This window comes from Diaphorobacter oryzae DSM 22780, assembly GCF_059568935.1.
Genome location: NZ_JCANUL010000004.1, coordinates 111362 through 136813, shown reverse-complemented (window position 1 = coordinate 136813; position 25452 = coordinate 111362). Strand labels below are relative to the sequence as shown.

The 25452-nt window shown below is 63.9% G+C and carries 28 protein-coding genes and 2 tRNA genes; 22 read left to right on the top strand and 8 right to left on the bottom strand.

Annotation, left to right across the window (positions count from 1 at the left end; all coding sequences use genetic code 11):
* The first annotated feature begins 89 nt into the window (after positions 1–89).
* Positions 90–425 carry an I78 family peptidase inhibitor gene (locus BP68_RS08500; protein ID WP_496370628.1) on the top strand — a complete coding sequence of 112 codons (336 nt, stop codon included), beginning with the start codon at positions 90–92 and terminating at the stop codon, positions 423–425.
* Positions 426–460: 35 nt separating this feature from the next.
* Here the strand turns inward: BP68_RS08500 and hemW are convergent, their stop codons facing one another.
* The 5 genes from hemW to BP68_RS08475 all read right to left on the bottom strand — a co-directional run bounded on the left by hemW (position 461) and on the right by BP68_RS08475 (position 5178).
* Positions 461–1693 (bottom strand): radical SAM family heme chaperone HemW, encoded by a 1233-nt coding sequence (gene hemW / locus BP68_RS08495; RefSeq protein WP_496370626.1) that lies wholly within the window; start codon positions 1691–1693, stop codon positions 461–463.
* Positions 1694–1785: 92 nt separating this feature from the next.
* Positions 1786–2403 (bottom strand): RdgB/HAM1 family non-canonical purine NTP pyrophosphatase, encoded by a 618-nt coding sequence (gene rdgB, locus BP68_RS08490; protein ID WP_496370624.1) that lies wholly within the window; start codon positions 2401–2403, stop codon positions 1786–1788.
* A gap of 45 nt (positions 2404–2448) precedes the next feature.
* Complete coding sequence (gene rph, locus BP68_RS08485; RefSeq protein WP_496370622.1) at positions 2449–3183, bottom strand: ribonuclease PH; 735 nt, start codon at positions 3181–3183, stop codon at positions 2449–2451.
* A 79-nt stretch (positions 3184–3262) separates the two neighbouring features.
* On the bottom strand, positions 3263–4165 hold the full coding sequence (locus tag BP68_RS08480; protein ID WP_496370620.1) for a PP2C family protein-serine/threonine phosphatase: 903 nt from the start codon (positions 4163–4165) through the stop codon (positions 3263–3265).
* Positions 4162–5178, bottom strand: a complete 1017-nt coding sequence (locus tag BP68_RS08475) for a serine/threonine protein kinase (protein ID WP_496370618.1) — start codon at positions 5176–5178, stop codon at positions 4162–4164. The genes BP68_RS08480 and BP68_RS08475 overlap by 4 nt, the downstream gene beginning before the upstream one ends.
* A gap of 96 nt (positions 5179–5274) precedes the next feature.
* On the opposite strand from BP68_RS08475, the gene BP68_RS08470 reads away from it, so the two are divergent.
* From BP68_RS08470 to BP68_RS08455, 4 genes are all read left to right on the top strand, one after another.
* On the top strand, positions 5275–6168 hold the full coding sequence (locus tag BP68_RS08470) for a YicC/YloC family endoribonuclease (protein WP_496370616.1): 894 nt from the start codon (positions 5275–5277) through the stop codon (positions 6166–6168).
* 36 nt (positions 6169–6204) lie between these two features.
* Positions 6205–6825, top strand: coding sequence for a guanylate kinase (gmk, locus tag BP68_RS08465; RefSeq protein ID WP_496370614.1), 621 nt, complete (start codon positions 6205–6207; stop codon positions 6823–6825).
* Positions 6826–6843: 18 nt separating this feature from the next.
* Positions 6844–7047 (top strand): DNA-directed RNA polymerase subunit omega, encoded by a 204-nt coding sequence (gene rpoZ, locus BP68_RS08460; protein ID WP_496370612.1) that lies wholly within the window; start codon positions 6844–6846, stop codon positions 7045–7047.
* 99 nt (positions 7048–7146) lie between these two features.
* A complete protein-coding gene (locus BP68_RS08455) occupies positions 7147–9411 on the top strand; it encodes a RelA/SpoT family protein (protein WP_496370610.1) in 2265 nt (754 codons plus the stop codon).
* A 12-nt stretch (positions 9412–9423) separates the two neighbouring features.
* Here BP68_RS08455 and greB read toward each other — a convergent pair whose 3' ends face one another.
* From greB to BP68_RS08440, 3 genes are all read right to left on the bottom strand, one after another.
* A complete protein-coding gene (gene greB, locus BP68_RS08450) occupies positions 9424–9990 on the bottom strand; it encodes a transcription elongation factor GreB (RefSeq protein ID WP_496370608.1) in 567 nt (188 codons plus the stop codon).
* Positions 9991–10068: 78 nt separating this feature from the next.
* Positions 10069–10145, bottom strand: a tRNA-Arg gene (locus BP68_RS08445).
* Positions 10146–10305: 160 nt separating this feature from the next.
* Entirely contained in the window at positions 10306–10578 is a 273-nt protein-coding gene (locus BP68_RS08440; RefSeq protein WP_496370606.1) for a hypothetical protein, read from the bottom strand.
* Positions 10579–10826: 248 nt separating this feature from the next.
* On the opposite strand from BP68_RS08440, the gene rpsO reads away from it, so the two are divergent.
* From rpsO to nuoK, 17 genes are all read left to right on the top strand, one after another.
* Positions 10827–11093 carry a 30S ribosomal protein S15 gene (rpsO, locus tag BP68_RS08435; protein WP_024000822.1) on the top strand — a complete coding sequence of 89 codons (267 nt, stop codon included), beginning with the start codon at positions 10827–10829 and terminating at the stop codon, positions 11091–11093.
* 216 nt (positions 11094–11309) lie between these two features.
* Complete coding sequence (pnp, locus tag BP68_RS08430) at positions 11310–13529, top strand: polyribonucleotide nucleotidyltransferase (RefSeq protein WP_496370603.1); 2220 nt, start codon at positions 11310–11312, stop codon at positions 13527–13529.
* Positions 13530–13601: 72 nt separating this feature from the next.
* Positions 13602–14606, top strand: coding sequence for an NAD(P)H-quinone oxidoreductase (locus tag BP68_RS08425; RefSeq protein WP_496370601.1), 1005 nt, complete (start codon positions 13602–13604; stop codon positions 14604–14606).
* Positions 14594–15355: a triose-phosphate isomerase gene (gene tpiA / locus BP68_RS08420; RefSeq protein WP_496370599.1), complete on the top strand. Its 762-nt coding sequence runs from the start codon at positions 14594–14596 to the stop codon at positions 15353–15355. The genes BP68_RS08425 and tpiA overlap by 13 nt, the downstream gene beginning before the upstream one ends.
* A gap of 38 nt (positions 15356–15393) precedes the next feature.
* Positions 15394–15789, top strand: a complete 396-nt coding sequence (secG, locus tag BP68_RS08415) for a preprotein translocase subunit SecG (protein WP_496370597.1) — start codon at positions 15394–15396, stop codon at positions 15787–15789.
* Positions 15790–15918: 129 nt separating this feature from the next.
* Positions 15919–16003 (top strand) — tRNA-Leu (locus tag BP68_RS08410).
* 76 nt (positions 16004–16079) lie between these two features.
* Positions 16080–16439 carry an NADH-quinone oxidoreductase subunit A gene (locus BP68_RS08405; protein WP_496370595.1) on the top strand — a complete coding sequence of 120 codons (360 nt, stop codon included), beginning with the start codon at positions 16080–16082 and terminating at the stop codon, positions 16437–16439.
* A 24-nt stretch (positions 16440–16463) separates the two neighbouring features.
* Positions 16464–16943, top strand: a complete 480-nt coding sequence (locus BP68_RS08400) for a NuoB/complex I 20 kDa subunit family protein (protein ID WP_496370593.1) — start codon at positions 16464–16466, stop codon at positions 16941–16943.
* 10 nt (positions 16944–16953) lie between these two features.
* Positions 16954–17562, top strand: coding sequence for an NADH-quinone oxidoreductase subunit C (locus BP68_RS08395; protein WP_496370591.1), 609 nt, complete (start codon positions 16954–16956; stop codon positions 17560–17562).
* A 26-nt stretch (positions 17563–17588) separates the two neighbouring features.
* A complete protein-coding gene (locus tag BP68_RS08390) occupies positions 17589–18842 on the top strand; it encodes an NADH-quinone oxidoreductase subunit D (protein WP_496370589.1) in 1254 nt (417 codons plus the stop codon).
* On the top strand, positions 18839–19330 hold the full coding sequence (gene nuoE / locus BP68_RS08385; protein WP_496370587.1) for an NADH-quinone oxidoreductase subunit NuoE: 492 nt from the start codon (positions 18839–18841) through the stop codon (positions 19328–19330). Before BP68_RS08390 ends, nuoE begins: the two co-directional genes overlap by 4 nt.
* On the top strand, positions 19327–20688 hold the full coding sequence (gene nuoF, locus BP68_RS08380) for an NADH-quinone oxidoreductase subunit NuoF (RefSeq protein WP_496370585.1): 1362 nt from the start codon (positions 19327–19329) through the stop codon (positions 20686–20688). The genes nuoE and nuoF overlap by 4 nt, the downstream gene beginning before the upstream one ends.
* A gap of 15 nt (positions 20689–20703) precedes the next feature.
* Positions 20704–22836 carry an NADH-quinone oxidoreductase subunit NuoG gene (nuoG, locus tag BP68_RS08375; protein ID WP_496370583.1) on the top strand — a complete coding sequence of 711 codons (2133 nt, stop codon included), beginning with the start codon at positions 20704–20706 and terminating at the stop codon, positions 22834–22836.
* Positions 22833–23909: an NADH-quinone oxidoreductase subunit NuoH gene (gene nuoH / locus BP68_RS08370; protein WP_496370581.1), complete on the top strand. Its 1077-nt coding sequence runs from the start codon at positions 22833–22835 to the stop codon at positions 23907–23909. Before nuoG ends, nuoH begins: the two co-directional genes overlap by 4 nt.
* Before the next feature lie 12 nt (positions 23910–23921).
* A complete protein-coding gene (nuoI, locus tag BP68_RS08365; RefSeq protein WP_496370579.1) occupies positions 23922–24434 on the top strand; it encodes an NADH-quinone oxidoreductase subunit NuoI in 513 nt (170 codons plus the stop codon).
* A 38-nt stretch (positions 24435–24472) separates the two neighbouring features.
* A complete protein-coding gene (locus tag BP68_RS08360; RefSeq protein WP_496370577.1) occupies positions 24473–25141 on the top strand; it encodes an NADH-quinone oxidoreductase subunit J in 669 nt (222 codons plus the stop codon).
* Complete coding sequence (gene nuoK / locus BP68_RS08355; RefSeq protein ID WP_496370575.1) at positions 25138–25446, top strand: NADH-quinone oxidoreductase subunit NuoK; 309 nt, start codon at positions 25138–25140, stop codon at positions 25444–25446. Before BP68_RS08360 ends, nuoK begins: the two co-directional genes overlap by 4 nt.
* Positions 25447–25452 lie beyond the last annotated feature (6 nt).

The following is a 25452-nucleotide window of genomic DNA, read 5'->3' as shown; positions in this document are numbered from 1 at the left end:
CTCTGGCGCCGCTGCGTTACCGATGGTGACGGCCAGGCCGGGCCGCCTGCGCTATGGTGCTGCATTTTTCGGAGCAGGAGGCGAAAGGCATGCGGTATTTTTCGACGGCGGGCCGGGTGACGGCCGTGGTGGGGGTGTTGATGGTGGCGGGCTGCGCGTGGGTCGGCCCCGGCACGGGCCAGGCGCCCGCGCCCATTGGCGCGAGCACCGCGCCGGTGGGCGGCGAATGCGCGGCCCAGGGCGCGCAGTGGGCGGTGGGCCGCAGCGCCACGGCCAAGGTGGTGGAAGAGGCGCGCGTGCGCGCCGGCGCCCGCATGGCGCGCGTGCTGCGTCCGGGCCAGGCGGTCACCCTGGAGTTCGACGGCCAGCGGCTGAACCTGGAGATGGATGGCAGCGGCAAGGTGATCGGCGCGCGCTGCGGCTGAGCGCGGCCCTCGATCGACCGGATCAACAGGCCGGATCAATCGGCCAGAAACAGGGACTGCAGGTCGCTCAGGAAGTCGAAGCCGCGCTCCGTGGGGCGCACGCGCTCCATGTCGCGCGTGATGAGGCCCTGGGCCTCGGCCTGCTGCAGTCCCTGGGCGATGGCGGTGAGCGGCAGGCCGGTGCGGGCGGTGAAGTCCTGCAGCGCAAAGCCGTCGCGCAGGCGCAGCGCATTCAGCATGAACTCGAAGGGCAGGTCGGCGCGGCGCACGTCCTCATCCTGGGCGATGGCATGGCCGGCCAGGGCGTTGCCCATGTAGAGCTGCGGGTCCCGAAAGCGCACCTGGCGCACGATGCGGTGCGCGAAGCTGAGCTTGCTGTGCGCGCCCGCGCCAATGCCCAGGTAGTCGCCAAACTGCCAGTAGTTGCTGTTGTGCAGGCACTGGTGGCCTTCGCGCGCGTAGGCCGAGACCTCGTAGCGCGCGAGGCCGGCGGCGGCCGTGAGCTCGGTGATGCGGTCGAGCATGGCGTAGGCCATGTCGTCCTCGGGCAGCGGCGGCGGGTACTTGGCGAAGTAGGTGTTGGGCTCCACCGTCAGGTGGTAGATGGAGATGTGGGGCGGCTGCAGCGCCAGCGCGGTCCGCATGTCCTGCTCCAGGTCGGCCGGCGTCTGGCCGGGCAGGGCGTACATGATGTCGAGGTTGAAGGTGTCGAACGCCTGGGCCGCTTCTTCCACGGCGGCCAGGGCCTGGGCACGGTCGTGCACGCGGCCCAGGGCCTGGAGGTGCCGGTCGTCGAAGCTCTGCACGCCGATGGACAGCCGCGTCACGCCCGCGCCGCGGTAGGCGCGAAAGCGCTCCTTTTCAAAGGTACCGGGGTTGGCCTCCAGCGTGACCTCGCAGCCGGCGTCCAGGCGCAGGCGCGCGCGGATGTCGCCCAGCAGCCGGTCGATGGATTCAGGCGCAAACAGGCTGGGCGTGCCCCCGCCGATGAAGATGCTGTGCACCGTGCGGCCCCAGATCAGGGGCAGGGCGGCCTCCAGGTCGGCCATCAGGGCGTCGATGTAGCGGGCCTCGGGCACGCCCCCGCCGCCGCGCGCCTCGTGCGAGTTGAAGTCGCAGTACGGGCATTTGCGCAGGCACCAGGGCAGGTGCACGTACAGCGACAGCGGCGGCAGGCTGGACAGCTGCAGCAGGCCGGGGCGCATGTAGTGCTGCGGGTCGCGCACGGGGGCGCCCTGCTGCGCGGCGGGGGTGATGGGGATGGTCATGGCGATATGAAAACCATAGCTGCTAGCGCTTGTCTTTCAATGGATTCAGTCATATATAGGCATGAAACCGTTGCGGGGAAAGCGCTGCCAGCTCACTTTTTTGATGCGTCCGCAAACCAGTGCTCCCGCATCAGCGCCAGCATCTGCTGCGCCGAGCGGCCGCGGTGGCTGTGGGCGTTCTTCACCTCGGTCGGCAGCTCGGCGAAGGTCTTGCCGAAGGCGGGGATGAACATCACCGGGTCGAAGCCGAAGCCGCCCGCGCCGCGCGGCTCGCGCGCGATCTCGCCGGTCACGCGGCCCACGGCGATGAGCGGCTCGGGGTCCTGCGGGCTGCGCACGGCCACCAGGGTGCTGACCATGGCGGCGCGGCGGTTGTCGATGCCGGCCATCTGCTCCAGCAGCGCGCGCACGTTGTTGTCGTCGCTCTTGTCGTAGCCGAACTGGGTGGCGTAGTAGGCCGTCTGCACGCCGGGCAGGCCGCCGAAGGCGTCCACGCACAGGCCGGCGTCGTCGGCCAGCGCGGGCAGGCCCGTGTGCAGGGAGGCGAAGCGTGCCTTGGCCAGCGCGTTCTCGACGAAGGTGTGGAAGGGCTCATCGGCCTCGCCCACGCCCAGCTCGGCCTGGGGGATGAGCTGCACGCCCAGCGGCTCCAGCATGGCCTGCAGTTCGGCGAGCTTGCCGCGGTTGTTGGAGGCGAGTACGAGTTTCATGGTCAAAATGGTCTGTGGCGCTTGTGTGGCAAGCGCTGGTAGCTATCAATTACGCAGCGATGCCTGTTGCAGCGCCACCAGCTCGGCGATGCCGCTCTCGGCCAGGGTCAGCAGCTGGTCCATTTCTCGGCGCGAGAAGGCCGCGCCCTCGGCCGTGCCCTGCACCTCCACGTAGTGTCCCGCGCCAGTCATCACCACATTCATGTCGGTGTCGCAGTCCACGTCCTCCACATATTCCAGGTCGAGCAGCGGCTGGCCCCGCACGAGGCCCACCGAGACCGCCGCCACCGCGCCCGTGAGGGGTGAGACCGCGATCTTGCCGGCAGCCAGCAGCGTGGCCACCGCGTCCTGCGCCGCCACCCAGGCGCCGGTGATGGCGGCCGTGCGCGTGCCGCCGTCGGCCTGGATCACGTCGCAGTCGAGCTGGATGGTGCGCTCGCCGAGAAGCCGAAGGTCGAAGACCGCGCGCAGGCTGCGGCCGATAAGGCGCTGGATCTCCTGCGTGCGTCCGCTCTGCTTGCCGCGCGCGGCCTCGCGGTCGCTGCGCGTGTGGGTGGAGCGCGGCAGCATGCCGTATTCGGCCGTCACCCAGCCCTCGCCGCTGCCGCGCTTGTGGGGCGGCACGCGTTCCTCGACCGAGGCGGTGCACAGCACCTTGGTGTTGCCGAACTCGATGAGCACTGCGCCTTCGGCATGCATGGTGTAGTGGCGCGTGATGCGGATGGCGCGCAGCTGGTCAAAGGCGCGGCCGCCGCTGCGGGCGAAGGGGGTGGGGCTCATTGCAGGTCCATGAAAAAGGCCGCCGCGCCGCCCCGGGGCGGGGTGGGCGCGGCCGGCCGTTGGCGGTGGGCGTCGTCGCCTACAGCTTGCGCGCCGCGGAGCGGCGGATGGCTTCGTTGATTTCGGCGATCGAGCGTTCGATGGCCTCGTCGTCCAGGTCGTCCGCGAAGCCGTCCAGCGGGCCGGCCTGGATGGTGGAGGCAAACACGTCGTCGTTGATGCTGTCGGTGGAGATGCCCTGGGTGGACTCGAAGGCGTCCGGCGTTTCCCACTCCATGGCCACCACGGTGACGTTGTCGCTGGTGTCGCCGGCCTTGCGCAGCGCGTCCTCGACCAGGTCGGGCACGGCGTTGGAGACCGCCTGGCGGCCCAGCTGGCGGGCGATGGTGTCGTCGTCCAGAGAGCCCCACAGGCCGTCGGAGCACAGCAGCATGCGGTCGCCCTGCTCCAGCAGCACGGGGCCCGCGACATCGAACAGCGGCTTGGTGGGCGAGCCCAGGCAGGTGAACAGCACGTTGCGGTTGACCCGCTCCAGGCCCGGAATGGAGGCGTTGCGCAGCTCCATGTAGGAGTGGTCGCGCGTGCGCATGAGCAGCTCGCCGCCGCGCACCAGGTACAGGCGCGAGTCGCCGCAGTGGATCCAGCTGGCGCGGCCGTCCTGCACCACCGCCACCACCAGCGTAGTGCGCGGCGTGTCCTGCATGTCCTTGGTGCTGCCGTAGCGCAGGATCTGGTGGTGCGCGGCCAGCAGCGCCGAGGACAGGAAGCCGGGCACGTCCTTGAGCGCGGGCTTGGCCTGGCGCTGGAACATGGCGGACACGGTCTGGGTCGCGATCTGCGCGGCCGTCTCCCCCTCGGGGTGGCCGCCCATGCCGTCGGCCAGCACGAAGAGGCAGGACTCGCGCGTATAGCAGTAGCCCATGCGGTCTTCGTTCTTCTCGCGGCCGCCGCGGCGGCTGATCTGGAATACGGAGAATTTCATTTGGGCCTGACCCCGATGCCGGTGGCTTCACCCACCTTCTGCACGTTCTTCTTGGTGTCCGACACCAGGGTGTCGAGCTGCATGCGCATCTTCTCGGCCACCGATAGCTTGGTGTAGCGGCGCTCGCCCTCGCGGCTCAGCTCCTTTTGCAGCGCGAACACCGACTGCGGGCGCGACAGCGGGTCCAGCGCCATGCACCATTCCACCACCTCGATCAGGTTGTCGGAATACACGCCGCGCAGCTTGTGCAGCGCCAGCGACAGGCGGTCCTTCTCCTGGCGCTGCGGCGCCTCGTTGGGCGGAAAGCCCTGCATGCAGGCGTAGATGCAGGCGCCGATGGCGTAGATGTCGGTCCACGGGCCCATCTGCGAGTCGCGGCGGTACATCTCGGGGGCGGCAAAGCCCGGCGTGTACATGGGGCGGATGAAGTTGCCCTCTTTGGACAGCACCTCGCGCGCGGCGCCGAAGTCGATCATCACCGCCCGGTTGTCGTCGGTGATGAAGATGTTGGCGGGCTTGATGTCCAGGTGCAGCATCTTGTGCTGGTGCACGATGCGCAGGCCACGCAGCACCTCGTCGAACAGCGAGCGGATGGTGGATTCGCGAAAGACCTTCTGGGTCTTGAGGTCGCGCGCGGTGATGATGAAGTCCTGCAGGGACGCGCCCTCCAGGTAGTTCATCACCATGTAAACGGTCTCGTTCTCGCGGAAGAAATTGAGCACGCTCACCACGGAGGCGTGCGAGATCTGTGCGAGCGAACGGCCTTCCTCGAAGAAGCTCTTGAGGCCCAGGCGGTACAGCGAGAGCTTCTCGGCCGGCACCTGCGGCAGCAGCTCACCGGGCGCACGCGTGGCCAGGGAGGCGGGGAGGTATTCCTTGATGGCAACCTGCTGGCCCTCCGCGTCCACGGCGAGGTACACCACGCCAAAGCCACCGGAGGCCAGCCGACGCACCACGCGATAGCCGCCGATGGCGGTATCAGGGGGCAGGGGGGCCGGCTTGATTTTTGACATAGGGGGGGCGAAGAAGACGCGGGCACTGGTGGGAACCCGGATAATCGCTGGATCGCAAGCAACCAATCACCGAAAAGTCCAATGGCAGTTTACAGCATGACCGGATACGCGAGCCTGCAGCTCGGCGCGGCTACTGCGGGGGACGACAAGGACGGCCATGCGCGCCGCCTGGGCCTGGAAATACGCTCCGTCAACAGCCGCTTCCTGGATCTTTCATTCCGCCTGTCCGACGAACTGCGCGCGCAGGAGCCCGCGCTGCGCACGCTACTCACGGCGCGCCTCAAGCGCGGCAAGGTCGAGTTGCGGGCCTTTGTGGACAGCGACGCATCCGCTGCGCTGGCCGAGCCCACGCCGCGCCTGCTGCAGCGCGTGGGCGCCGTGCAGGACACCGTGCGCTCCTGGCTGCCCGATGCCGCTCCCCTGACCGTGGCCGATGCGCTGCGCCTGTGTGCGGGCGCGGGTGCTCCTGCGCAGGATTGGAGCGAGCCGATGCTGGAGCTGGCGCAGAAAGCGCTGGAGGAGCTGGTGTCTGCCCGTGCGCGCGAGGGCGAGCGCTTGGCGGTCATGCTGCTGGACCGGCTGGCACAGCTGCGCGCCCTGGCACGGCAGGCCGGCCCCCTGGTGCCGCAACTGGTGGAGCAGCAGCGCCAGAGGTTCATGGAACGCTGGAAGGAGGCCATGTCGCTCGCCGAGGGCGCGGCCGTGCCCGAGGCCGCCCAGGACCGGGCGCTCACCGAGGCCACGGCCTTCGCCATCCGCATCGACGTGGCCGAGGAGGTCACGCGGCTGGAGTCGCACCTGGACGAGATCGAGCGGCTGCTCAAGAAGGGGGGCGAGGTCGGCAAGCGGCTGGACTTCCTGATCCAGGAACTGCACCGCGAGGCCAACACCCTGGGCTCCAAGTCGGCGGCCATGGATCTCACGCGCATCAGCGTGGACATGAAGGTGTTGATCGAACAAATGCGCGAGCAGGTGCAGAACATCGAGTAATAATCCTGTTTTGATAGCGGCTTACGCACACCCTCTATGGACTACCCCGGAAACTTGTTTGTAGTCTCGGCCCCCAGCGGTGCGGGAAAATCCAGCCTGGTCAAGGCGCTGCTGGAACTTGACTCCCACGTGCAGCCCTCGGTATCCCACACCACGCGCGCGCCACGCGGGCAGGAAAAGCACGGTCGGGAGTACTTCTTCGCCTCCGAGCAGGAGTTCGACGCCATGGTCGCGGCCAATGGCTTCGTGGAGTGGGCGAACGTGCATGGACGGCGCTACGGCACCTCGCGCAAGGCCATCGAGGAGCGTGTGGCGCAGGGCGCGGACGTGGTGCTGGAAATCGACTTCCAGGGCGCGCTGCAGATCAAGCAGGCCTTCGTCAACGCGGTTCTGGTCTTCATCCTGCCGCCCAGCTGGGACGAGCTGCGTTCGCGTCTGGAGCGGCGCGGCGAGGACGCGCCCGACGTGATCGATCTGCGGCTGAAGAATGCCGCGGAGGAGATGGCCCAGGCCAGCAAGTTCGACTTCGTTATAATCAACGAAGTGTTTGAACGAGCGCTTTTCGACCTGAAAACCATTGTTCACGCCCAGCGCCTCAAGTACGCCGCCCAGCGCCGCGCCCGGGCTGACACCTTCGAATCGCTCAATATTCCCTGATTCCCCTGGAGAAACCCCATGGCCCGCATTACTGTGGAAGACTGCCTCGAGCACGTTCCTAATCGCTTTCAGTTGGTGCTTGCCGCCACGTACCGGGCCCGCATGCTCAGCCAGGGCCATGCGCCGAAAATTGAAAGCCGCAACAAGCCTGCCGTCACGGCGCTGCGCGAGATTGCCGCGGGCAAGGTGGGCCTGGAAATGCTGAAGAAAGTGCCGGGCTGACCGTTTCAGGTACAAGGCCCGGCCGATAAAGGAGCACCGCATGGCGGTGCTTTTTTTTGTCTGCGTGCCGCCGGGGGCTGGGAGCGCTACATTTGAGCCATGAACGTTGTGTTGAACAAAGCAACTGTTGCCAACGCGCAGGCTGAGCCTGTGGTGCTGGGCAGTTCCTCTGCTGCGGCGGCCAATGCGGCGGCGGCGAGCTTCGCTGCGCTCATGGAAAAACTCGACTATCTTGACGACGTCAGTATCGAGCAGGTGCGCCAGGCCTATCGCTATGCGGACGAGGCGCATCTGGGCCAGTTGCGCAGCAGTGGTGAGCCCTACATCACGCATCCGATCGCCGTGGCCGCGTTGTGCGCCAGCTGGAAGCTGGATGCCCAGGCACTGATGGCGGCCTTGCTGCACGACGCCATGGAGGACTGCGGCATCACCAAATCGGATCTCATCGACCGTTTTGGCGCGCCGGTGGCGGAACTGGTCGATGGGTTGACCAAACTCGACAAGCTGCAATTCAACACGCGCGAGGAGAATCAGGCTGAGTCGTTTCGCAAGATGCTGCTGGCCATGGCGCGTGATGTGCGCGTCATCCTCATCAAGCTCGCAGATCGCACGCACAACATGCGCACGCTCTCCGACATGCCGCGCAGCAAATGGCATCGAATTTCTTCGGAAACGCTGGAGATCTATGCGCCCATCGCGCACCGCCTGGGACTGAATCAGACCTATCGCGAGCTGCAGGACCTGGCCTTTCGCCATCTGCATCCCTGGCGCTATGCCACCCTGTCCAAGGCGGTCGCCAAGTCGCGCAATCGCCGCCGCGACATCGTGCAAAAGGTGCAATCGGAGGTGGATGCTGCCTTTGCTCGTCTGGGAATGAAGGTGCGCCTGGCGGGGCGAGAGAAGACCCTGTTTGCGATCTATCAGAAGATGCACCTGAAGCACCTGAGCTTTGCCCAGGTGACGGATCTCTATGGCTTCCGCGTCATCGTGCATTCGGTGATCGATTGCTACACGGCCCTCGGCGTACTGCACCAGATGTACAAGCCGGTGCCGGGCAAGTTCAAGGACCATATCGCGATTGCCAAGCTCAACGGCTATCAGTCGCTGCACACCACGCTGGTGGGACCAGCGGGATTGAACATCGAATTCCAGCTCCGCACCGAGGAGATGCACATCGTCGCCGAGGCGGGTGTGGCGGCGCATTGGCTTTACAAGGCCCAGGAGGTGGACGGTGCTGTGGCCGAACGGCTGGGCACCAAATGGCTACAGTCCCTGCTCGACATTCAGAATGAAACGCGGGATGCGGCGGAGTTCTGGGACCATGTCAAGGTGGACCTGTTTCCCGATGCGGTCTATGTCTTCACGCCCAAGAGCCAGATCCTGGCATTGCCTAGAGGGGCTACCGCCGTAGACTTCGCCTATGCGATCCACAGCGACGTGGGTGACAGGACGACCGCGGCAAGAATCAACAATGAACAGGTGCCCCTGCGTACGGAGCTCAAGAATGGCGACGTGGTGGAGATCGTCACCGTTCAAGGGGCCAAACCGAATCCTGCCTGGCTGGGATTTGTGCGCACGGGTCGAGCGCGTTCCAAGATTCGCCACTATCTCAAGACATTGGCGCAGAACGAATCCGCGGGTCTGGGGGAAAAGTTGCTGACCCAGGCGCTGCGCGCCGAGGGCATAGAGCAGTTGCCCGATGCGCAGTCACACCAGGCGATTTGGGAGAAGCTGCTGCGCTTCACCGGCAATCGGAGCCGGGTGGAACTCATGACCGATGTGGGCTTGGGCAAACGCATCGCCGGCATCGTGGCGAAGCGGCTGATGGTGTTGCTGACAGAAGATGGTCAGCGTCCTGATGCGCTGCTCCTCACCCGTGAGCGCTACAGCTCCCATGAGAACGTATCCCAGGGCAGCATTACCTTGGATGGCGGCGAGAACGCATCGGTGCAATATGCATCCTGCTGTCGTCCGGTGCCTGGCGATGCCATCGTGGGCTACCTTGGCCGTGGCGAGGGGCTGGTGGTACACCACGCACAGTGCGGGGTGGCGAAGAAGCTGCAGAACAAGGATGGCGAGCGCTTCATTGCGGTGGACTGGTCGGACGAGCCTTCCCGCCTGTTTGAGACGAGCATCACGGTCACCGTGACCAACGGCAAGGGCGTTCTGGCCCGCATCGCGTCGGAGTTCGCGAGTTCCGAGGCCGACATCGTGCGCGTGGACATGGACGACGCCATGGACACCACCGATCTGCGCTTCGTCGTCGCGGTGCGTGACCAAGCCCATGTCGAGGCTGTGCTGCGCAACCTCCGCCGCACGAGCTCTGTGCTGCGGGCATTTCGGGTGCTGCCGCAGCCGCTTTAGCCTTGCGAGGCGCTAATCCGCTTGGCCAGAAGGCTCTGGATAGCGGACGGACAAAATTTCCAGAGAGCGCGCACCGGAAGGGGTCTGGAGTGAGACTTCGTCTCCCTCGCGCGCCTTGAGCAGTGCACGTGCCACTGGCGAAACCCAGCTGATCTGCTGAAGGCTGTTGTCAGCCTCGTCAATGCCAAGGATGGTCACGGTACGCTCCGTGCCCTCGTCGTCGAGATAGGTGACCGTGGCTCCAAAAAAAATCTGATCATTGCCGGCATGCAGGGAGGCGTCCACGACTTCGGCGATTTCCAGCCGCTTGGTCAGAAACCGGATGCGTCGATCGATCTCCCGCAAGCGCTTCTTGCCGTACAGATAGTCGCCATTCTCCGAGCGGTCCCCATTGCTGGCAGCCCAGTGGACGATGTCGACAATCTTGGGACGTTCTTCGTCAATCAGCGACAGTAGCTCTGCACGCAGGCGTGCATAGCCCTGAGGGGTGATGTAGTTCTTGCCGCCGGCGGGAAGACTGGCGGGCAAGGCAGGTTCGGTATCGTCGGAGTCGGATTCTTTGGTGAAGGCTTTGCTCATGTCGCTATCGTGCCTGAAAGCGGTAGCGAGCCACAAACGAAAAAGCCCTGGAACCTTGCAGTTCCAGGGCTTACCGTTTGGTGCGGCTGGCAGGAATCGAACCCACGACCCCTTGGTTCGTAGCCAAGTACTCTATCCAGCTGAGCTACAGCCGCTAAGCTTTGAATTATAACACGAAAATTTCGTATTTTTCAAAATATCGTCACTTGTTGGTGTCTGCCGATTTTTGCGGCCGGTCAACGTTGTGACGATGATGAAATTGTAGCGCAGTTTTTTCTCTGTTTTGGAAAGATGGGCGCTATTTGCCATGAGTGCTTAGCGCCGGGTGTAGCCCAGGCAGGCGCCGGCATTGGGAAGCCCCTTGCATTCGCGGTAGAGCCGCCGATCGCGCTCGGCGGTGCTTTCCCCAGAGTTGTTCTGCTGGTGCTTGACCTTGACCGACTTTGATTTCTTGGTCGTGGCTGAGGTGGGGGTGGCCTTGTCCTGTGATTTCTTGGCTGGTGCCGCGTGGCTGATGGCAGCAGTTTGCAGGCACAAGACAAGGACGCCGATGGCCCAGGCTGCGTTGCACGATTTCGCTGTGTTCATGGCGCGCCTTCCTTGGCGCGGAGGCGCCTGTTCATGGAATGCACATCATGCACTCACCGGCAGTGCCTGGGGCATCCGGAGCCCTCCGGGTGGGCTCGGAAAACGGCTGGCGATATAATTGACTGGTTTTGCATGGTGCAAGACGCACGCCGATGGCCGTTCCAGCCACCGGCGCAAGTAAAACCGGGGTTCCCTGCTATCGGCAGATTGCGGATGGTTAGAGCGAATCCCTCAATCAAGGAAAACACATGATCGCATCATCCGTCAAGGCCGAAGTCGTCAAGGCCAACGCTCGTTCCGCCAGCGACACGGGCAGCCCAGAGGTACAGGTGGCATTGCTCACGGCTCGTATCAACGAATTGACCCCCCACTTCAAGCAGCATGCCAAGGACCACCACGGTCGCCGTGGCCTGCTGCGCATGGTGAGCCGTCGTCGCAAGCTGCTGGACTACCTCAAGGCCAAGGACGCCGACCGTTACACGGCGCTGATCGCCAAGCTGGGTCTGCGCAAGTAAGCGCGCCAGCATGTCAGAACGCCTGGGTTAGCTTTGCCTAGCTCAGGCGTTTTTTACTTCGGAGTCGCAATCGCAGAGCGAAGCTGTGTCATTCCAAGGGCCTTGCTCCCCGGCGGGCAAGGCAGGGTCCCTGGAATGGCATCGTGTTCTGATTTTGCGCTCCAGTCATTGCTAGTCAAGCGTGACTAGCTATCAATATAGAAGCAAGGAGCCATCATGAGCATTTTCAACAAGGTCACCAAGTCCTTCCAGTGGGGCGACAAGACGGTCGTCATGGAAACCGGCGAGATCGCCCGTCAGGCATCCGGCGCGGTGCTGGTGAACATCGACGACACCGTGGTGCTGGCCACGGTGGTCGGTTCCAAGACGGCCAAGCCCGGCCAGGACTTCTTCCCCCTGACCGTGGACTACATCGAGAAGACCTACGCCGCGGGCAAGATTCCCGGCAGCTTCTTCAAGCGCGAGGCCAAGCCCAGCGAGCTGGAGACGCTGACCAGCCGCCTGATCGACCGCCCCATTCGCCCCCTGTTCCCTGAGGGCTTCTACAACGAGGTGCACGTGGTGATCCACACCATCTCGCTGAACCCCGAGGTGGATGCCGACATCGCCGCCATGATCGCCGTGAGCGCAGCGCTGTCCATCTCCGGCATTCCGTTCAACGGCCCCATCGGCGCCGCGCGCGTGGGCTACGTCAACGGCGAGTACGTGCTGAACCCCGGCCAGACCGCCCGCAAGAGTTCGCAGATGGACCTGGTCGTTGCCGGCACCGAGGCTGCCGTGCTGATGGTCGAGTCCGAGGCGCAGCAACTGCCCGAAGACGTCATGCTGGGTGCCGTGGTGTTCGGCCACGAGCAGGGCAAGATCGCCATCAATGCCATCCATGAGCTGGTGCGCGACGCCGGCAAGCCCGTGTGGGACTGGCAGGCGCCCGCCAAGGACGAGCCCTTCATCGCCAAGGTCACCCAGCTGGCCGAAGAGAAGCTGCGCGCCGCCTACCAGATCCGCAGCAAGCAGGCCCGCACGCAGGCCCTGCGCGAAGCCACGGCATCGGTGCTGGCGTCGCTCAAGGACGAAGGCGCCGAGTTCGACGCAGTGAAGGTCGAGGCCCTGCTGTTCGACATCGAAGCCAAGATCGTGCGCAGCCAGATCCTGGCCGGCGAGCCCCGCATCGACGGCCGCGACACGCGCACCGTGCGTCCCATCGAGATCCGCAACTCCGTGCTGCCTCGCACACACGGCTCCGCGCTGTTCACGCGCGGTGAGACGCAGGCGCTGGTGGTCTCCACGCTGGGCACCGAGCGCGACGCGCAGCGCATCGACGCGCTGGCCGGCGAGTTCGAAGACCGCTTCATGTTCCACTACAACATGCCTCCCTTTGCCACTGGCGAAGTGGGTCGCATGGGCAGCACCAAGCGCCGCGAAATCGGCCACGGCCGCCTGGCCAAGCGCGCGCTGGTCGCCGTGCTGCCGACGAAGGAAGAGTTCCCCTACACCATCCGCGTGGTCTCTGAGATCACCGAATCCAACGGCTCCTCTTCGATGGCCTCCGTCTGCGGCGGCTGTCTGTCGATGATGGACGCCGGCGTGCCCATGAAGGCGCATGTGGCCGGCATCGCCATGGGCCTGATCAAGGAAGACAACCGTTTCGCCGTGCTGACCGACATCCTGGGCGATGAGGACCACCTGGGCGATATGGATTTCAAGGTGGCCGGCACGACCAACGGCATCACTGCCCTGCAGATGGACATCAAGATCCAGGGCATCACCAAGGAAATCATGCAGGTCGCCCTGGCCCAGGCCAAGGAAGCGCGCATGCACATCCTGGGCAAGATGCAGGAGGCCATGGGCGAAGCCAAGACCGAGATCAGCAGCTTCGCGCCCAAGCTCTTCACCATGAAGATCAACCCCGAAAAGATCCGCGACGTGATCGGCAAGGGCGGCGCCACCATCCGCGCGCTGACCGAGGAGACCGGCTGCCAGATCAACATTGAGGAGGACGGCACCATCACCATCGCCGCCACCGAGGCCGCCAAGGCCGATGAGGCCAAGCGCCGCATCGAAGAGATCACGGCCGAGGTGGAAGTGGGCAAGGTGTACGAAGGCCCGGTCACCAAGATCCTGGACTTCGGCGCGCTGATCAACCTGCTGCCCGGCAAGGACGGCCTGCTGCACATCAGCCAGATCGCCCACGAGCGCGTGGAGCGGGTGGGCGACTACCTGCAGGAAGGCCAGGTCGTGAAGGTCAAGGTGCTCGAGACCGACGACAAGGGCCGCGTGAAGCTGTCCATGAAGGCGCTGGCCGAGCGTCCGGCCGGCGACAGCGGCCGTCCCGCTCCTGCAGAGCGTGGCGAGCGACGCGAGCGTCGTGACAGCGGCGTGTCCGAGCAGCAGCAACAGCAAGGCTCGGGTGAGTCCTCCGCGCAGGTGAATGCCTGATTTGCTATTGAAATGAGAGCTTCTGGCGCTTGTTCTGCGGGCGCTGGAGGCTTGAAAGATTCAAGTTCTGCAATGAAGAATGTGATGCATGCCGTGGAAATCGCGGCGTTTGGTCCGCCGGATGGACTGCGGCTTGCCGAGCGCCCGCTGCCGCAGCCGGGCCCGGGCGAGTTGCTGATCCGCGTGGCGGCCAGCGGTGTGAACCGGCCCGACGTGCTGCAGCGCAAGGGTCACTATGCGCCGCCCCCGGGGGTGTCCGAGCTGCCGGGTCTGGAGGTGGCGGGGATCGTCGAGGGCGGTGATGCCGCAGCCATGGAGCAGGCGGGCATCCGCGTGGGCGACCGTGTCTGCGCGCTGGTGGCGGGTGGCGGCTACGCGCAATGGTGCGTGGCGCCCGTGCCGCAGTGCCTGCCCGTGCCCGAGGGGCTGAGCGATATCGAGGCGGCCTCGCTGCCCGAAACATTCTTCACCGTGTGGAGCAACGTGTTCGACCGGGCCCGGCTGCAGGCGGGAGAAATCCTGCTGGTGCAGGGCGGCAGCAGCGGCATTGGCGTCACGGCCATTCAGCTGGCGCGGGCGCGCGGCGCCACGGTCATCGTCACCGCCGGCAACGACGACAAATGCGCGGCCTGTCTGGCGCTCGGGGCGCACCATGCCATCAACTACAAGTCGCAGGACTTCGTGGCTGAGGTGCAGCGGATCACCGAAGGCCGCGGTGTGGACGTGGTGCTCGACATGGTGGCGGGCCCGTACGTGGCGCGCGAGATCGAATGCCTGGCAGAGGACGGGCGCGTGGTCATCATCGCCGTACAAGGCGGCGTGAAGGCCGAATTCAACGCCGGTCTGGTGCTGCGCAAGCGCCTGACCATCACTGGTTCCACGCTGCGTCCGCGCCCTGTGGCCTTCAAGGGGGCGATTGCCCAGGCGCTGCGCGAGCAGGTCTGGCCGTTGCTGGCCTCGGGCGCGGTGAAGCCGGTCATTCACAGCACGTTTGCGGCGGCCGATGCGGCCCAGGCGCATGCGCTGATGGAATCCAATCAGCACGTGGGCAAGATTGTTTTGACATGGACGACATGAAGCAGAAAAGAAAGCTCATTGCCGGTAACTGGAAGATGAACGGTGGCCTGGAGGCCAACGCGGCCTTGTTGCAGGCGCTGCGCGAAGGCATGGGTGAACCCGCTTGCGCGGTCGCCGTGGCCGTGCCGGCGCCGTATCTGGCCCAGGTGCAGGAGCTGGTGGCGGGTTCTGCGATCGCCCTGGCGGCGCAGGATGTGTCGCAGCACGAGGCGGGTGCCTTCACAGGCGAAGTCTCGGCCGCCATGCTGCGCGACTTCGGTGCGCGCTATGTGCTGGTGGGGCATTCGGAGCGCCGCCAGTACCACGGCGAAACCGACGCGGCGGTGGCAGCCAAGGCGCAGCGGGCGCTGGCAGCGGGCATCACCCCCATCGTCTGCGTGGGCGAAACGCTGGCGGAGCGCGAGGCGGGGCAAACCGAGGTTGTGGTCAAACGCCAACTGGCAGCGGTGATCCATGCCAACGGCCACTGCATCAGCGAGATCGTCGTGGCCTACGAGCCCGTCTGGGCCATCGGCACGGGCCGTACGGCCACACCGGAGCAGGCCCAGCAGGTCCACGCGGTGCTGCGCGCCCAACTGGCTGCGGCCAGCGAGCGTGCCGACCGTGTGCCGCTGCTGTACGGCGGCAGCATGAACGCTGCCAATGCCGCGCAATTGCTGGCGCAACCCGACATCGATGGGGGCTTGGTGGGCGGGGCGTCGCTCAAGGCCGCGGATTTCTTGCAAATTATTGCTGCAGCGCAGAACTGATAAGCGTCTGAAGCTATTAAATTAGGAGCATTCAAGGTATGAACGCAGTGGTGAACGTGATTTTGGCGGTCCAGATGTTGACCGCCTTGGGCATGATCGGTTTGATTCTGATCCAGCATGGCAAGGGGGCCGACATGGGTGCGGCCTTTGGCAGCGGCAGCTCGGGCAGCCTGTTTGGCGCCAGCGGTAGCGCCAACTTCCTTTCGCGCACTACGGCCGCTTTGGCGACGGTGTTTTTCGTGGCCACGCTGGCCCTGGCCTACTTTGGCAACCAGCGCCCGGCCAGTACCGGCAGCGTGCTGGAGGCGCCTGCGGCGGTGGTGCCCGCCAGCGGCGATCCGGCGGCTTCGGTGCCGGGGGCGGATGCCTCCGCCGAGGTGCCCGCGCCCGCGGCGCAGCCGGCTTCTGGCGCGGCCCAGATCCCGACCAAGTAAGCCCGCCGGAGGGGCGTCTCAAAAAAACCTCCCTGTCCCTTGTGACAGGGTTTTTCCGGGGTAGAATCTCGGATTGTCTGGAAAGCCAAAACCGTTTCCGGTCCTCATGCCATCCAGATGCATACAACAGCCGTCGTGGTGAAATTGGTAGACACGCTATCTTGAGGGGGTAGTGGCGAAAGCTGTGCGAGTTCGAGTCTCGCCGACGGCACCAATCACAAAAAGCCATCTCCGTGGCTCGCAGCGCGGGGCATGTGGGGTGGCTTTTCAGCGGTGAGCGTGTCCCCCAGATGAGCCTCGATCAATACCTCCCTGTCCTCTTGTTCATTCTGGTAGGCATCGGTGTCGGTGTGGTGCCTCTCGTGCTGGGCTATGTGCTGGGCCCCAATCGCCCGGATGCGGCAAAAAACTCCCCCTACGAATGCGGCTTCGAGGCCTTCGAAGATGCGCGCATGAAGTTCGATGTGCGCTATTACCTGGTTGCCATCCTTTTCATTCTGTTCGATCTGGAAATCGCCTTTCTCTTTCCCTGGGCTGTGACCCTGCAGGAGGTAGGTGTGACGGGCTTTGTCGCCGTGCTGGTCTTCTTGGCCATCCTGGTGGTGGGTTTCGCCTACGAATGGAAAAAGGGCGCCCTGAACTGGGAATGATCCGCCGCACAAAGGAAAGACACGATGATTGAAGGTGTGATGAAGGAAGGCTTTGTCACCACGAGCTACGACTCGGTGGTGAATTGGGCCAAGACCGGATCCCTTTGGCCCATGACCTTCGGGTTGGCCTGCTGCGCTGTCGAGATGATGCATGCGGCTGCGGCGCGCTACGACCTCGGGCGTTTTGGTGCCGAAGTGTTTCGAGCCAGTCCGCGCCAGTCCGACCTGATGATTGTTGCCGGCACGCTGTGCAACAAGATGGCGCCGGCCCTGCGCAAGGTGTACGACCAGATGGCCGAGCCGCGTTGGGTCATTTCCATGGGTTCATGCGCCAACGGCGGTGGTTACTACCACTACAGCTATTCCGTGGTGCGTGGCTGTGATCGCATCGTGCCGGTCGATGTCTATGTGCCTGGCTGTCCGCCGACGGCGGAGGCGCTGATCTACGGGATCATTCAGCTGCAGCAGAAGATCCGCCGTACCAACACCATTGCGCGTGTGTGAGGGGCTGAAGATGACTGCTATTGCCATTCGCCCCGAAAGCTTGAAGGATGTGGTTGCTGTGGCGCTGGGTGACAAGGCCCGGCAAATCACGGTAGCGCTGGATGAGGTCACCGTGGTGGTGCCTGCCGCGCATTACCTGGAAGCCATGCAGATCCTGCGCGATGCGCCGCAGTGCCGCTTCGAGCAGCTCATTGACCTGTGCGGCGTGGACTATTCGGCATACGGTGACACGGGGGCTGAGGGTGCGCGCTACTGCGTTGTCTCGCACTTGCTGTCGGTCACGCTGAACCAACGGGTGCGCGTCAAGGTGTTTTGCGCGGACGATGATTTTCCTGTCGTGCCTTCGGTGAACGACCTCTGGAACTCCGCCAACTGGTTCGAGCGCGAGGCCTTCGACCTGTTCGGCATCGTGTTCGAGGGGCACAACGACCTGCGCCGCATCTTGACCGACTACGGTTTCATCGGGCACCCCTTCCGCAAGGACTTCCCTCTGTCCGGCCATGTGGAGATGCGCTACGACGCCGAGCAGCGTCGTGTGATCTACGAACCCGTGACCATCGAGCCGCGCGAAGTGACGCCGCGCATCATCCGCGAAGACAAATACGGAGGCCTGCACTGAGGCGGCATGCCCCTTGGTGATCAACCATGGCTGAAATCAAGAACTATTCCCTGAACTTCGGTCCGCAGCACCCTGCTGCGCACGGCGTGCTGCGGCTGGTGCTGGAACTCGACGGCGAGGTCGTGCAGCGGGCAGACCCGCACATCGGACTGCTGCATCGCGCCACGGAGAAGCTGGCCGAGCACAAGACCTACATTCAGTCTCTGCCCTACATGGACCGTCTCGACTACGTGTCCATGATGTGCAATGAGCAGGCCTACTGCCTTGCAATCGAGAAGATGCTGGGCATCGAGGTACCCCTGCGCGCGCAGTACATCCGTACGATGTTCGGCGAGATTACCCGCCTGCTGAACCACCTCATGTGGCTGGGCTCGCACGGCAATGACTGCGGCAGCTCCACCATCCTGATCTACACCTTTCGTGAGCGTGAAGATCTGTTCGACATGTACGAAGCCGTTTCTGGCGCGCGTATGCATGCTGCCTACTTCCGGCCGGGGGGCGTGTACCGCGATCTGCCCGACAGCATGCCGCAGTACAAGGTCAGCAAGATCAAGAATGCGAAGGCCATCGAAGATCTCAACAGCAATCGTCAGGGTTCGCTGCTGGACTTCATCGACGACTTCACGCAGCGCTTCCCGAAGTGCGTGGACGAATACGAAACGCTGCTGACCGACAACCGCATCTGGAAGCAGCGCACGGTGGGCATCGGTGTGGTGTCGCCCGAGCGCGCACTGCATCTGGGCATGACCGGCCCCATGCTGCGCGGTTCGGGTATTGCCTGGGATCTGCGCAAGAAGCAGCCCTACGATGCCTACGACCGTGTGGACTTCGACATTCCCGTCGGCGTCACCGGCGACTGCTATGACCGCTATCTGGTGCGCGTGAACGAGATGCGGCAGTCCAACCGCATCATCAAGCAGTGCGTGGACTGGCTCAAGGCCAATCCGGGCCCCGTCATCACGGACAACCACAAGGTTGCACCGCCATCGCGCGAGGCCATGAAGTCCAACATGGAAGAGTTGATTCACCATTTCAAACTCTTCACCGAAGGCTTCCACGTCCCCGCCGGCGAGGCCTATGCGGCCGTCGAGCACCCCAAGGGCGAGTTCGGCATCTACATGGTGAGCGACGGTGCCAACAAGCCCTACCGCCTGAAGATTCGTGCGCCAGGATTCGTGCACCTGGCCGCACTCGACGAAATGGCGCGCGGCCACATGATCGCCGACGCCGTGGCCATCATTGGCACCATGGATATCGTGTTCGGAGAGATTGATCGATGATTACCGAAACGACCAAGCAACGCTTTGCCCGCGAAGTGGCCAAGTACCCTGCCGACCAGAAGCAGTCGGCGGTGATGGCCTGTCTGTCCATCGTGCAGCAGGAGCAGGGTTGGGTCAGTGCCGAGAGCGAGGCCGTGATCGCCGACTACCTGGGCATGCCCCAGATCGCGGTGCACGAAGTCACGACGTTCTACAACATGTACAACCAGCAGCCGGTGGGCAAGTACAAGCTCGCCGTTTGTACCAACCTCCCGTGCCAGCTGCGCCGCGGCCAGGATGCGCTGCACCACCTGGAGAAGAAGCTCGGCATCTCCATGGGTGAGACCACGGCCGATGGCCTGTTCACACTGCAGCAGTGCGAATGCCTGGGGGCCTGTGCGGATGCTCCGGTGATGCTGGTCAACGACCGCAGCATGTGCAGTTTCATGGAAGACGACAAGCTGGATCAGCTCGTGGATGGCCTGCGTGCAGCGGAGGACAAGCAATGACCACGTCCGCACAAGTTTTGTCGCAATTCCAGGCCACAGGCGTACAGACCTGTTTCCATGACCGCCATATCGATCCGCAGATTTATGCAGGCTTGAATGGCAGCAACTGGGGCATCAAGGACTATGAGGCACGTGGCGGCTACCAGGCGCTGCGCAAGCTGCTTGGCAAGGATGGCGGCGAAGGCCTCACGCAAGACCAGGTGATCGCCACGGTCAAGGAATCCTGTCTGCGCGGACGGGGTGGGGCAGGCTTCCCTACCGGGCTCAAGTGGAGCTTCATGCCGCGCCAGTTCCCGGGGCAAAAGTACCTGGTGTGCAATTCCGACGAGGGTGAGCCGGGTACGTGCAAGGACCGCGACATCCTGATGTACAACCCGCACATCGTGATCGAGGGCATGATCATCGCGGCCTATGCGATGGGCATCACGGTAGGCTACAACTACATCCACGGCGAAATCTTCCAGGTGTATGAACGCTTCGAGGCTGCACTCGAAGAGGCGCGGGCCGCAGGCTATCTGGGCGACAGCATCCTGGGCAGCAGTTTCAGCTTCCAACTGCACGCACACCATGGCTTCGGCGCCTACATCTGCGGCGAAGAAACCGCGCTGCTGGAATCGCTGGAGGGCAAGAAGGGCCAGCCGCGCTTCAAGCCGCCGTTTCCGGCGAGCTTTGGCCTGTATGGCAAGCCCACGACGATCAATAACACGGAAACCTTCGCGGCCGTGCCGTGGATCATCCGCAACGGTGGCCAAGCCTATCTGGAGTGTGGCAAGCCGAACAACGGTGGCACCAAGCTCTTTTCGGTGTCCGGCGACGTGGAGCGTCCCGGCAACTATGAAATTCCGTTGGGTACGCCGTTTTCCAAGCTGCTGGAACTGGCTGGTGGCGTGCGCAAGGGGCGCCAGCTCAAGGCGGTGATTCCCGGCGGTTCCTCCTCTCCGGTGTTGCCAGCCTCCGTCATCATGGAATGCACGATGGACTACGACTCCATCGCCAAGGCGGGCTCCATGCTGGGCTCCGGCGCCGTGATCGTGATGGACGACTCCCGCTGCATGGTCGAAAGCCTGCTGCGCCTGTCGTACTTCTATGCGCATGAATCCTGCGGCCAGTGCACGCCGTGCCGCGAGGGCACGGGCTGGATGTGGCGCGTGCTCAATCGCATTCAGCACGATGCAGGCCGCAGCGGCGATCTGGATCTGCTCAATTCCGTAGCGGACAACATCCAGGGACGGACCATCTGTGCACTGGGCGATGCAGCCGCCATGCCGGTCCGCGCCATGCTCAAGCATTTCCGCCCGGAGTTTGAGGCGCTGATTCGCAATGCAAACCCTCAGGGCTCCCTCCCTGCCAGCGCCTGAACGCGAGTAAAGCATATGGTTGAAATCGAACTGGACGGGCAGAAGGTAGAAGTCACCGAGGGCTGCATGGTGATGCATGCCGCCGAAAAGGTGGGTACCTACATTCCCCATTTCTGCTATCACAAGAAGCTCTCCATCGCTGCCAACTGCCGTATGTGCCTGGTGGACGTGGAGAAAGCGCCGAAGCCCATGCCTGCCTGCGCCACGCCGGTCACGCAAGGCATGATCGTGCGCACAAAGAGCGAGAAGGCCATCAAGGCCCAGCAGTCGGTGATGGAGTTCCTGCTCATCAACCACCCGCTGGATTGCCCCATCTGCGACCAGGGGGGCGAGTGCCAACTGCAAGACCTGGCCGTGGGCTATGGCGGTTCCTCTTCTCGGTACGAAGAGGAAAAGCGCGTGGTGTTCCACAAAGATGTCGGGCCGCTGATTTCCATGGAGGAGATGAGCCGTTGCATCCATTGCACACGCTGCGTGCGTTTCGGTCAGGAAATCGCCGGCGTGATGGAGCTCGGCATGGTTCACCGTGGCGAGCACTCGGAAATCACCACGGTGATCGGTGATACGGTCGACTCCGAACTCTCGGGCAACATGATCGACCTGTGCCCTGTGGGTGCACTGACGAGCAAGCCCTTCCGCTACAGCGCCCGCACCTGGGAGCTGTCGCGCCGCAAGTCCGTCAGCCCGCACGATTCCACGGGTGCCAATCTCATCGTCCAGGTCAAGAACCACAAGGTGATGCGCGTCGTTCCGTTCGAGAACGAAGACGTCAACGAATGCTGGATTGCCGACCGCGACCGTTTCTCCTATGAGGCGTTGAACTCTGCCGACCGTCTGACCCGTCCCATGCTGAAGCAGGGCGGTGAATGGAAAGAGGTCGACTGGCAGACGGCACTGGAATATGTGGCGAACGGCCTGCAGGGCATCAAGGCGGAACACGGCGCGCAGGGCATTGGTGCCTTGGTGAGCCCGCACAGCACCGTGGAGGAGCTGTTCCTGGCTGCGGCACTGGTGCGTGGTTTGGACAGCGACAACATCGACTACCGACTGCGTAATGCCGAGTTCGGCAAGGCAGAAGGCGTGCGCTGGTTGGGGACCTCGATCGCTTCCCTGAGCAAGCTGCAGTCCGTGCTGGTCGTGGGCTCGAACCTGCGCAAGGACCATCCGCTGTTTGCACAGCGAATTCGGCAAGCAGCACGCCATGGATGTGCGGTAAGTGCTATCAATACGGTAGCAAATGATTGGGCCATGCCCCTCGCCAACTCCGTGCTGGCACCTGCGGCAGCTTGGGGCGCTGCGCTGGCCGAGGTGGCTGCGGCCGTGGCCGAGCAAAAGGGCGTTTCCGCGCCGGTGCAGTCGAATGCCCGTGCCGAGGCGCGTGCCATCGCGGCTTCGTTGCTGGCCGGCGAGCGCAAGGCCATCTTGTTGGGCAACGGCGCGGCGCACCACGCCCAGGCGTCGAGCCTGCTGGCACTGGCCCAGTGGATCGGCGCGCAGACGGGTGCCTCCGTGGGCTATCTGACCGAGGCGGCCAACACGGTGGGAGCGCAGTTTGTGGGCGCACAGCCGCGGCAGGGAGGGCTGAACGCCGTCCAGATGCTGGCCGGTAACCTCAAGGCTGCGGTGTTGCTGAATACCGAGCCGACGCACGACTCTGCCTTGGGCACCGCGGCCGCACAAGGCCTGGCCAAGGTGGACATGGTGGTGACCCTGAGCCCGTTCAAGACCAACCTGGAATTCAGCGATGTGCTGTTGCCCATCGCTCCGTTCTCGGAGACATCGGGCAGCTTCGTCAATGCGGAAGGCCGCCTGCAGAGCTTCCATGCCGTGGTCAAGCCGTCTGGCGAGGCGCGTCCGGCCTGGAAGGTGCTGCGAGTGCTCGGCAATCTGCTGGGCCTGCAGGGCATGGACTACGAGACTTCGCAGGATGTCCTGGCGGCTGCCACAGGCAAGCCGGCGGGTGAATGCACCAGCCTGCCTGCCGAACGCCTGAGCAATGCCACCGCGGCCGAGATCCAAGTGGCCGGCGGCGACTGCGCCGAACCCGCCGTGGCTGCCATCTATCAGCTCGACAGCCTGGTGCGTCGCGCACCATCGCTGCAACTGACCGCCGACGCGCACGCGGCACGTGAAGGAGCCGTCGCATGATCGACGCAATCTACAACGGAGGCCTGAACCTGGTCGCGGCCGGGTGGTGGACCGGCGTGGCCTGGCCCGTGATCTGGAACCTGCTCAAGATCGTCTGCATAGTCGCTCCGCTGATGGGCGCAGTGGCCTATCTGACCCTGTGGGAACGCAAGCTGCTGGGCTTCATGCAGGTGCGCCTGGGCCCCAACCGGGTGGGCCCATTCGGCCTGCTGCAGCCGCTGGCAGACGGCGTCAAGCTTCTCACCAAGGAACTGATCCAGCCCACGGCCGCGGCCAAGGGCCTGTTCTACCTGGGCCCGGTGATGGCCATCATGCCGGCATTGGCAGCCTGGGTCGTCGTGCCCTTCGGCCCCGATGTAGCGCTGGCCAATATCAACGCAGGCTTGCTGCTCTTCATGGCCATCACCTCCATCGAGGTCTATGGCGTGATCATCGCGGGCTGGGCGTCCAACTCCAAGTACGCCTTCCTGGGTGCGCTGCGCGCATCGGCGCAGATGGTGAGCTATGAAATCGCCATGGGCTTCTGCTTCCTGGTCGTCATCATGGTTTCGAGCAGCATGAACCTGACAGAGATCGTGCTGGGCCAGGCGCGCGGCACGATGGCCGGCATGGGGCTGAACTTCCTGTCGTGGAACTGGCTGCCCTTGCTGCCCATCTTCGTGGTCTATCTGATCTCGGGCGTCGCCGAAACCAATCGCCATCCGTTTGACGTGGTGGAGGGCGAGGCGGAAATCGTGGCCGGCCACATGGTCGAGTACTCGGGCATGGGCTTTGCCATCTTCTTCCTGGCCGAATACGCCAGCATGTGGTTGGTGTCCATCCTGGCCGTGGTGATGTTCCTCGGCGGTTGGCTGCCGCCCCTTGAGGTCCTGAGCTTCATCCCGGGCTGGATCTGGCTGGGCATCAAGACGTTCATGGTGGTCTCCATGTTCATCTGGATCCGTGCCACGTTCCCGCGCTTCCGCTATGACCAGATCATGCGTCTGGGTTGGAAGATTTTCATTCCGGTCACCCTGGTGTGGCTGCTGATCGTGGGCGCATGGTTGCTGTCGCCCTGGAACATCTGGAAGTAAGCGGGGACATCCATGGCTGCTGTTGTTGCTCCTGCATCCTTTTCTATCAAGGATTTTTTCAAGAGCTTCATGCTCTGGGAACTGGCCAAGGGTATGGCCCTGACGGGGCGCTACGCCTTCCGTCGCAAGGTCACGGTCCAGTTTCCCGAAGAAAAGACACCTCTGTCGCCGCGCTTTCGTGGCCTGCATGCACTGCGCCGCTATGAAAACGGCGAGGAACGCTGCATTGCCTGCAAGCTGTGCGAGGCGGTCTGTCCGGCGCTGGCGATCACCATCGAGTCCGATGCACGCGACGACGGTTCGCGCCGCACCACGCGCTACGACATCGATCTGACCAAGTGCATCTTCTGCGGCTTCTGCGAGGAGAGCTGCCCGGTGGACTCCATCGTGGAAACGCAAATTTTCGAATACCACGGCGAGAAGCGCGGCGACCTGTACTTCACCAAGGACATGCTGCTGGCCGTTGGCGATCGCTACGAGCCCGAGATCGCGGCGGCCAAGGCCGCGGACGCCAAGTACCGTTGATCGGGCACCACGCCTGACCTTTTGAAAAGACCCGATTCATGGACGCCAATACTGGTTTCTTCTATCTCTTCTCGGCAGTGCTGCTGTATGCGGCCTTCCGAGTGATCACGGCACGCAACCCCGTGCATGCCGTGCTGCATCTGATTCTTGCCTTCTCGCAGGCCGCCGGCGTGTGGCTCTTGCTGAAGGCGGAATTCCTCGCCATTACGCTGGTGCTCGTGTACCTGGGGGCCGTGATGGTGCTGTTCCTGTTCGTCGTGATGATGTTGGACATACGCATTGACGCGGTGCGCAAGGGCTTCTGGAAGCACTTTCCGCTCGCGGCCTTCATCGGAGCCTTGGTGGCATTCGAGATGGCAGCCGTGCTGATGACGGGTTTCCGCGGCATGGAGGAGCCCAAGGCGGTCGCCGCCATGGTCGATGCAGCGGGACAGGTCGTGCCTTATTCCAACACCAAGGCCTTGGGCAAGCTGCTCTACACGGAATACCTGTATCCGGTGGAGGTGGCGGCAGTCATCCTGCTGGTTGCCATGATCGCCGCCATCGCGCTCACGCTACGTCAGCGCAAGGACTCGAAGGCCATTGATCCGGCCGACCAGATCCGCGTGCGGGCCCATGATCGGGTGGTGATGGTTCAACTGCCTGTGACCCAACAGGCGGTTGCCGAGGCCGCTCCCGCAACTTCGGCTGAGGAGAAGAAGCAATGACACCGACGCTGGGCCATTTCCTTTCGCTGGGGGCCATGCTGTTCGCCCTGGCGGTGATCGGTATTTTCCTGAACCGCAAGAACCTCATCGTGCTGCTCATGGCGATCGAGCTGATGCTGCTGGCCGTGAACATCAACTTCGTGGCGTTCTCGCACTACCTGGGCGACATGCACGGCCAAGTGTTCGTGTTCTTCATCCTCACGGTGGCTGCTGCCGAGGCAGCCATCGGCCTGGCCATCCTGGTGCTGCTGTTCCGTAACAAGTCCAGCATTGACGCGGAAGACCTCAACACCCTCAAGGGTTGAGGGATC

What these genes read in the sequence shown, in the direction of transcription:
- BP68_RS08500 (WP_496370628.1), top strand. Translation starts at nt 90, where the DNA reads ATGCGGTATTTTTCGACGGCGGGCCGGGTGACGGCCGTGGTGGGGGTG.
- hemW (WP_496370626.1), bottom strand. Translation starts at nt 1,693, where the DNA reads ATGACCATCCCCATCACCCCCGCCGCGCAGCAGGGCGCCCCCGTGCGC.
- rdgB (WP_496370624.1), bottom strand. Translation starts at nt 2,403, where the DNA reads ATGAAACTCGTACTCGCCTCCAACAACCGCGGCAAGCTCGCCGAACTG.
- rph (WP_496370622.1), bottom strand. Translation starts at nt 3,183, where the DNA reads ATGAGCCCCACCCCCTTCGCCCGCAGCGGCGGCCGCGCCTTTGACCAG.
- BP68_RS08480 (WP_496370620.1), bottom strand. Translation starts at nt 4,165, where the DNA reads ATGAAATTCTCCGTATTCCAGATCAGCCGCCGCGGCGGCCGCGAGAAG.
- BP68_RS08475 (WP_496370618.1), bottom strand. Translation starts at nt 5,178, where the DNA reads ATGTCAAAAATCAAGCCGGCCCCCCTGCCCCCTGATACCGCCATCGGC.
- BP68_RS08470 (WP_496370616.1), top strand. Translation starts at nt 5,275, where the DNA reads ATGACCGGATACGCGAGCCTGCAGCTCGGCGCGGCTACTGCGGGGGAC.
- gmk (WP_496370614.1), top strand. Translation starts at nt 6,205, where the DNA reads ATGGACTACCCCGGAAACTTGTTTGTAGTCTCGGCCCCCAGCGGTGCG.
- rpoZ (WP_496370612.1), top strand. Translation starts at nt 6,844, where the DNA reads ATGGCCCGCATTACTGTGGAAGACTGCCTCGAGCACGTTCCTAATCGC.
- BP68_RS08455 (WP_496370610.1), top strand. Translation starts at nt 7,147, where the DNA reads ATGAACGTTGTGTTGAACAAAGCAACTGTTGCCAACGCGCAGGCTGAG.
- greB (WP_496370608.1), bottom strand. Translation starts at nt 9,990, where the DNA reads ATGAGCAAAGCCTTCACCAAAGAATCCGACTCCGACGATACCGAACCT.
- BP68_RS08440 (WP_496370606.1), bottom strand. Translation starts at nt 10,578, where the DNA reads ATGAACACAGCGAAATCGTGCAACGCAGCCTGGGCCATCGGCGTCCTT.
- rpsO (WP_024000822.1), top strand. Translation starts at nt 10,827, where the DNA reads ATGATCGCATCATCCGTCAAGGCCGAAGTCGTCAAGGCCAACGCTCGT.
- pnp (WP_496370603.1), top strand. Translation starts at nt 11,310, where the DNA reads ATGAGCATTTTCAACAAGGTCACCAAGTCCTTCCAGTGGGGCGACAAG.
- BP68_RS08425 (WP_496370601.1), top strand. Translation starts at nt 13,602, where the DNA reads ATGAAGAATGTGATGCATGCCGTGGAAATCGCGGCGTTTGGTCCGCCG.
- tpiA (WP_496370599.1), top strand. Translation starts at nt 14,594, where the DNA reads ATGGACGACATGAAGCAGAAAAGAAAGCTCATTGCCGGTAACTGGAAG.
- secG (WP_496370597.1), top strand. Translation starts at nt 15,394, where the DNA reads ATGAACGCAGTGGTGAACGTGATTTTGGCGGTCCAGATGTTGACCGCC.
- BP68_RS08405 (WP_496370595.1), top strand. Translation starts at nt 16,080, where the DNA reads ATGAGCCTCGATCAATACCTCCCTGTCCTCTTGTTCATTCTGGTAGGC.
- BP68_RS08400 (WP_496370593.1), top strand. Translation starts at nt 16,464, where the DNA reads ATGATTGAAGGTGTGATGAAGGAAGGCTTTGTCACCACGAGCTACGAC.
- BP68_RS08395 (WP_496370591.1), top strand. Translation starts at nt 16,954, where the DNA reads ATGACTGCTATTGCCATTCGCCCCGAAAGCTTGAAGGATGTGGTTGCT.
- BP68_RS08390 (WP_496370589.1), top strand. Translation starts at nt 17,589, where the DNA reads ATGGCTGAAATCAAGAACTATTCCCTGAACTTCGGTCCGCAGCACCCT.
- nuoE (WP_496370587.1), top strand. Translation starts at nt 18,839, where the DNA reads ATGATTACCGAAACGACCAAGCAACGCTTTGCCCGCGAAGTGGCCAAG.
- nuoF (WP_496370585.1), top strand. Translation starts at nt 19,327, where the DNA reads ATGACCACGTCCGCACAAGTTTTGTCGCAATTCCAGGCCACAGGCGTA.
- nuoG (WP_496370583.1), top strand. Translation starts at nt 20,704, where the DNA reads ATGGTTGAAATCGAACTGGACGGGCAGAAGGTAGAAGTCACCGAGGGC.
- nuoH (WP_496370581.1), top strand. Translation starts at nt 22,833, where the DNA reads ATGATCGACGCAATCTACAACGGAGGCCTGAACCTGGTCGCGGCCGGG.
- nuoI (WP_496370579.1), top strand. Translation starts at nt 23,922, where the DNA reads ATGGCTGCTGTTGTTGCTCCTGCATCCTTTTCTATCAAGGATTTTTTC.
- BP68_RS08360 (WP_496370577.1), top strand. Translation starts at nt 24,473, where the DNA reads ATGGACGCCAATACTGGTTTCTTCTATCTCTTCTCGGCAGTGCTGCTG.
- nuoK (WP_496370575.1), top strand. Translation starts at nt 25,138, where the DNA reads ATGACACCGACGCTGGGCCATTTCCTTTCGCTGGGGGCCATGCTGTTC.